This window comes from Trinickia sp., assembly GCF_051961175.1.
GTDB lineage: Bacteria > Pseudomonadota > Gammaproteobacteria > Burkholderiales > Burkholderiaceae > Trinickia.
Map to the genome: position 1 here is coordinate 1 of NZ_JBQCDN010000333.1, position 5,299 is coordinate 5,299.

The following is a 5,299-nucleotide window of genomic DNA, read 5'->3' on the forward strand; positions in this document are numbered from 1 at the left end:
GCAGGCGATCGCAGACGGCGTCCTTCACGCGCAGGGTCGCGAATTCCAGGCTGCGCAAGGGCGACTTGATGGCCGTGAGGTCGACGCGCAGCGTCTCGTTCGCCGAAAACCAGCGCTCCCACGGTTGTTCGGCGGCCAGAGCGTAGATGTCCTGCTCGCCCCGGTAGGGGCGCTCGGCGATTTTCAACAGCACGCGGCTCGCGATGCGCGAGTGCAGGTTTGCCGCCATGCCGGCGGCCCAGCCGCCGCGGAAATGGACGCCGCCCGGTACCTGGGCGCCAGCCTCGTACGGTGGGTTGCCGGCCGCGTTCGGCAGGCGTTGCGCGATTTCCGATAGCTCGGCGGCAAGCGCGGCTTCGAGCCCGCGCGGGCAAGGGGCGAAAAAGTCAAACGGCGTGGGCGAAGACATGGACGAAAACCGAGCGTGCAAAGGCGTCATTGTACGCGGGTGTCGGCCGGACTCGGGCCGCTTTCCTGGCTACGGCGTGCCGCTGCCCGCTGTCCGCTCCAGGTTGCCCGTCTCGCAATCGCCGGTGCCGGGCCCCGGGGCGCGAGCGCCGGACGCGAGCGCGCGCACGACCGCTGCGATGGAATCGGAGAGCGCCCCGACGGCGCGCCGATGGCCGGCCACCAGCGCGTCGAAGCCCGGACCGACCGCTTCGCTCTGAACGGTCCGGCAGGTCACGACGGCTTGCGTGCGCAGCGAGTGCACACTCCATACGGCGTCGATTACGGCGCGCGAGCCAGGCCATGACTCGAAGCGGCGCACGTTCACGGCGATGCGGTACACGGGGACCTTCTCCGGATGCGGTGAAGCGAAGACGTCGAACGTCCCCAGTCGGGCCGCGAGGTCGCTCGACAGCGCGCGCCGCAGTTCGTCGGCCGGCGGCGATGCCCAACGTTCTTGTTCGAGGACGGTTACACGCGTCGCGCTGTCGTTCACGACGAGCTGATTGCGCGCGACCTGGGTAGGAACGTCGAGCGTCGGCACTTCGATCAGGAACGCCGGGGGGCTCGCGGGATTCGCCGTCCCCGCCTGCTCGATCGCAGGGTCGCTGCCGAGCGTATAGAAGCGGCTCGACGGCGACGAGGCGCAGCCCGGCAAGAGGGCTGCGCCCATCAGCGCGGCGCAGGCGGCGAGCGACGCGAGCGGGTGTCGGCGCCGGGCGAATCGTTCACGCTTCATCTGCTTTTGCTCCGAGAATGAAAGGAGCGCCGCCGAAAGGCGGCGTTCCCAGGTTAGCATCGCCTGACGTCAAGGTTGGGCGGGATCCTTGGCTTTGCCGCGCAGGAGCGCTTCAGGGTGGCGCTCCAGGTAATCGGCGAGTGCATTGAGCGTCTGCAGGGTTTGCGTGAGCTGGTTCAGTGCCTGATGCATGTCCGATTGCAGTGGCGAATCCTGCTGCAGTGTCGACTGCGCCGCGCCGAACGTGCGCTGCGCAGCGGCCAGCGTCTCGCGCGCCTGCGGTGCGAGCTGCGTATCGAGCTGCTTGAAGAGCCCGTTCGCGCTTTGCAGCGTACCGTTCAGATTCTTGCTGATTTGATCGAACGGAATCTGATCGAGCTTCCTCGCGATATCGGCCACCTGCACCTGCAGCTCGTCGAGCGTGTTCGGCACGGTGGGCAACTCAAGCGGCGTGCGATTGGCGTCGAACTTGACCGGCGCGGCTTTCGGGAACATATCGAGCGCCACGTACAGCTGGTTCGTCAGCAGGTTGCCGGTGCGCAGCTGCCCGCGCAGCCCGTGTTTGATCAGCGTTTCGAGCAGCTGCTTGCCCGCCGTTTCGCCGCCGTGTTCGATCGATTCGCGGAACCGCTGCCCGAGGCGATCGGGGTAGAGGTTCATCGTGACCGGCATCGTGAAATCGCGCGCCTTCGGATCGTAGTGAATCCCGATGGCGGTGACTTCGCCCAGCTCGATGCCGCGGAAATCGACGGTTGCCCCCACCGACAGCCCCCGCAGCGATTGATTGAAATTCATGACGACGACCAGCGGCGGGCCGTCTGGCGCACGCATGGCGGCGCCCTCGTTCGCGGCCAGGTTGAATACCGTGTTGTCAGGCGCTTCGGCGCCGACGGGTTCGCCGCGAGGGGATTGGAACGCGAGCCCGCCGATGATGACGGTGGCAAGCGATTGCGTGTTCAGCTTCAGCCCGCTGGAATCGAGGCTCAGGTCGACGCCGCTTGCATGCCACCAGCGCGAATTGACGCCGACGTATTGATCGTAGGGGGCATCGACGAAGACGTCGATCGACACGCCCGTCCCGTCGCGATCGAGCGAAAAACCGACGACTTGGCCGACCTGCACGCGGCGGTAATAAACAGGCGAGCCGATATCGATCGAGCCGAGCGAGGCGCCGTGCAATGCGAAGCGCCGGCCTTTTTGATCGCCGGTGACAGCAGGCGGTTTTTCGAGCCCGACGAAGTCGGTCTGCGATTCGTGCGAGCGGCCGGCATCGACGCCGATGTACGACCCCGAGAGCAAGGTGCCGAGCCCCGTTACCCCGGTCGTCCCGATACGCGGACGCACGATCCAGAACCGCGTGTCTTCGACGGCGAAATCGTCCGCTTCCTTCGTGAGCTGAACCGACACGAGGACGCGCGCGTGATCGCGCGAGAGCCGGATCGTCTTGACGGAGCCGATATCGACATCCTTGTACTTGACCTTCGTTTTCCCGGGTTCCAGCCCCTCGGCCGTCGAGAAGCTGATCGTGATCAGTGGACCGCGGTCGATCACGGACTTCGCGACGAGCGTGATACCGATCAGCGCCGCAACGAGGGGCACGAGCCAGACGAGCGAAGGCAGCCAGCCCGAACGCGGCGTGGTGACGGGCTCGGGCAGCTCGGGCGGCAGTTCGGGGCCTTGCGGGGGACCGCCGGCCGAGCCGCCGTTCGATGAGGGGGGCTGTCCTTGCGGGCTAGTCATGGTCACGTCCTGAAGCTTGAGGGGTGCGGGCCTCCGCGCAGTCCCAGATGAGGCGCGGATCGAATTGAAGGGCCGCCAGCATCGTGAGCACCACCACGCAGGCGAATGCGAGTGCGCCCCAGCCCGCCGTGATGACGGCGAGCGACTTGAAGCGGACGAGCGCAACGGTCAGCGTGACGACGAACACGTCGAGCATCGACCACCTGCCGATACGCTCGACGATGCGGTACAGCTTGGTGCGCTCGAGCGGCCGCCAGGCGGAGCGCCGCTGCGTCGTCCAGGCCAGCAGCGCGAGCACGGATAGCTTGAGCATCGGCACGAGGATGCTGGCGACGAAGACGATCACGGCCAGCGGCCAGTCGCCCGACACCCAGAAATAGACGACGCCGCTCATGATCGTGTCGTCCTCGTTGCCGAAGAGGGACGCGGTATGCAGCACCGGCAGCAGGTTCGCGGGGATGTAGAGAATCGCGGCCGCGATCAGGAGCGCCCAAGTACGCGAAATGCTGTCCGGCTTGCGCCGATGGAGCGCTGCGCCGCAGCGTTCGCAGTGCTGTCGCGGCGTGGCCCGCGTGGCCGTGCGGCGCGGCTGAACGTGTCCGCAGGCGTGACAGCCGATCATGCCCGTTCGGGTGGCGCTGACATATCTCATTGGGGAGGCGTACTCCCGCTCGGAGCATGAGGGGAGGCGGGGGCGAGCATGCGTTCGACGCGGGCGCGGCGGGCCTTGATGATGTCGGCGACGTCCCACAGCGCGCGCGGATCGAACAAGACGACCACGGCCAGCATCAACGTCAACGCCCCGAACGCGAACAGTGCGGCTTCGGGGATGACCCGGGCGAGGCTCGTCATTTTGACGATCGTGACGAGAATCCCGAGCATCAGCACCTCGATCATGCCCCAGGGCCGCACGAACTGAATCGCCCGCAATACGAGATTGAAGCCGGGCGGCACGACGCCGGCGCGGATCGGAATGAGCACGTACAGCAAGGCGGTCAGTTCGATCAACGGAAAGAGGAACGTCGAGCAAAAGACGGCCACGGCGACAAGCTCCATGCCTTCGTTCCACAGCGCCACAAGCGCACCGGTCAGCGTCGTTTGCGATGTCACGCCGTTCAGGTCCAGTTCGACGATCGGAAAAGCCTGCGCGATAAGAAACGTGAACAGCGCCGCCAGCGTGAGCGCGGTGATGCGTTCGAGCTGGACCGCACTCGGGCGATACAGCATGGCGCCGCAGCGTGGACACCGCGTGCTGCCCTTCGCGGAATGGCGCGGTTTTCGCAACAGTGCGTCGCAGTCGTGACAGGCAATAAGGTCGTTTCGATTCATAGGCGTTGCGCGTCGACTTCATGGAAGCGGGACATCGCGTAAGCGGGCAAAATGAAGGGCGACGCCCCGCAAACCCGCGCCCATCTTACCAAAAGGGGTGCTGTACGCTCATCGGGTAGTGTGTTTGGACGGCGGTGCGGTGGGTGTCCGGCATGCGGCGGCGACGGAATGCGGGCAACTTTCGCGCCACATCGGGCTGGCAAATGGGAGGCCGGCGCGGCTCGCGCCGTGCCGCACGAAACGGCGGCTTGGGGTAGCATGGCGACGATCCATTTTCGCAGCCCGGCAATGACACACCGCAATTCGTTTTCCGTTTCCCATGGCGCTTCCGGTACGGCGTCCAATGAGGCTTATACCGCTACTGCGATCAGCCTGCATTGGCTCATTGCCGCTTTGATGGTGTCCGGCTTTACGCTCGGCTGGGTGATGACGAGCATTCCCGGTTTCACGCCGGCCAAGCTGCGCTATGTATCCTGGCACAAGTGGATTGGTGTGACGGTATTCGCGCTCGCGACGCTGCGCATTCTCTGGCGCGCCACGCATCGCGCGCCGTCGCTGCCGCCCGGCATGCCGGCCTGGCAGCGTGCCGTCGCGCACCTCGTTCACGTGCTTCTGTACGTCCTGATGGTGGCCATTCCGATCACGGGATACCTGTTCAGCTCGGCCGCGAACGTGCCCGTCGTGTACCTCGGCATCGTGCCGCTGCCGCGGCTGATCGCCCCCGATCCGACGCTCAAAATCATCTTCAAGACGGCCCACCTCATCCTGAATTGGGGCTTGGCCGCACTGGTGCTGGCCCACGTCGGTGCGGCGCTGAAGCACCAATGGATCGACGGCGACGGCTTGCTGGCGCGCATGATTCCCTGTTTGAAAGGGAAGCCGAAAAAGCCTGGCTTCGAGCCATTGCAACAGAAATGAAGTGTGGAACTTTAAAAGACGTCAACCCGCAAGGATGAAAATGAAAGCTTCGTTTTACCGCTACATGCTCGCCGCGTTCACGGCTGCGTCGATGGCCGCCTCCGGTCTCGTCTTCGCTCAGGTCGA

Annotated in this window: 6 protein-coding genes and 1 pseudogene; 2 read left to right on the top strand and 5 right to left on the bottom strand. The window is 65.5% G+C overall.

Annotated elements, in window-relative coordinates; genetic code table 11:
- The 5 genes from ACTHL0_RS19800 to ACTHL0_RS19820 all read right to left on the bottom strand — a co-directional run.
- A partial coding sequence (locus ACTHL0_RS19800) for a THUMP domain-containing protein (protein WP_440568574.1) occupies positions 1–409 on the bottom strand: 409 nt, incomplete at its 3' end.
- Between the two features lie 69 nt (positions 410–478).
- The gene (locus tag ACTHL0_RS19805) at positions 479–1,186 is read right to left on the bottom strand and encodes a PqiC family protein (protein WP_440568575.1); all 708 of its coding nucleotides are present in this window, start codon (positions 1,184–1,186) and stop codon (positions 479–481) included.
- A 69-nt stretch (positions 1,187–1,255) separates the two neighbouring features.
- On the bottom strand, positions 1,256–2,926 hold the full coding sequence (locus ACTHL0_RS19810) for a PqiB family protein (protein ID WP_440568576.1): 1,671 nt from the start codon (positions 2,924–2,926) through the stop codon (positions 1,256–1,258).
- The gene (locus tag ACTHL0_RS19815) at positions 2,919–3,578 is read right to left on the bottom strand and encodes a paraquat-inducible protein A (protein WP_440568577.1); all 660 of its coding nucleotides are present in this window, start codon (positions 3,576–3,578) and stop codon (positions 2,919–2,921) included. Before ACTHL0_RS19815 ends, ACTHL0_RS19810 begins: the two co-directional genes overlap by 8 nt.
- Complete coding sequence (locus ACTHL0_RS19820; protein WP_440568578.1) at positions 3,575–4,255, bottom strand: paraquat-inducible protein A; 681 nt, start codon at positions 4,253–4,255, stop codon at positions 3,575–3,577. The genes ACTHL0_RS19815 and ACTHL0_RS19820 overlap by 4 nt, the downstream gene beginning before the upstream one ends.
- A gap of 288 nt (positions 4,256–4,543) precedes the next feature.
- On the opposite strand from ACTHL0_RS19820, the gene ACTHL0_RS19825 reads away from it, so the two are divergent.
- Complete coding sequence (locus tag ACTHL0_RS19825; protein ID WP_440568579.1) at positions 4,544–5,173, top strand: cytochrome b; 630 nt, start codon at positions 4,544–4,546, stop codon at positions 5,171–5,173.
- Positions 5,174–5,213: 40 nt separating this feature from the next.
- Positions 5,214–5,299: pseudogene (locus tag ACTHL0_RS19830) on the top strand (YceI family protein); the annotation flags it as partial.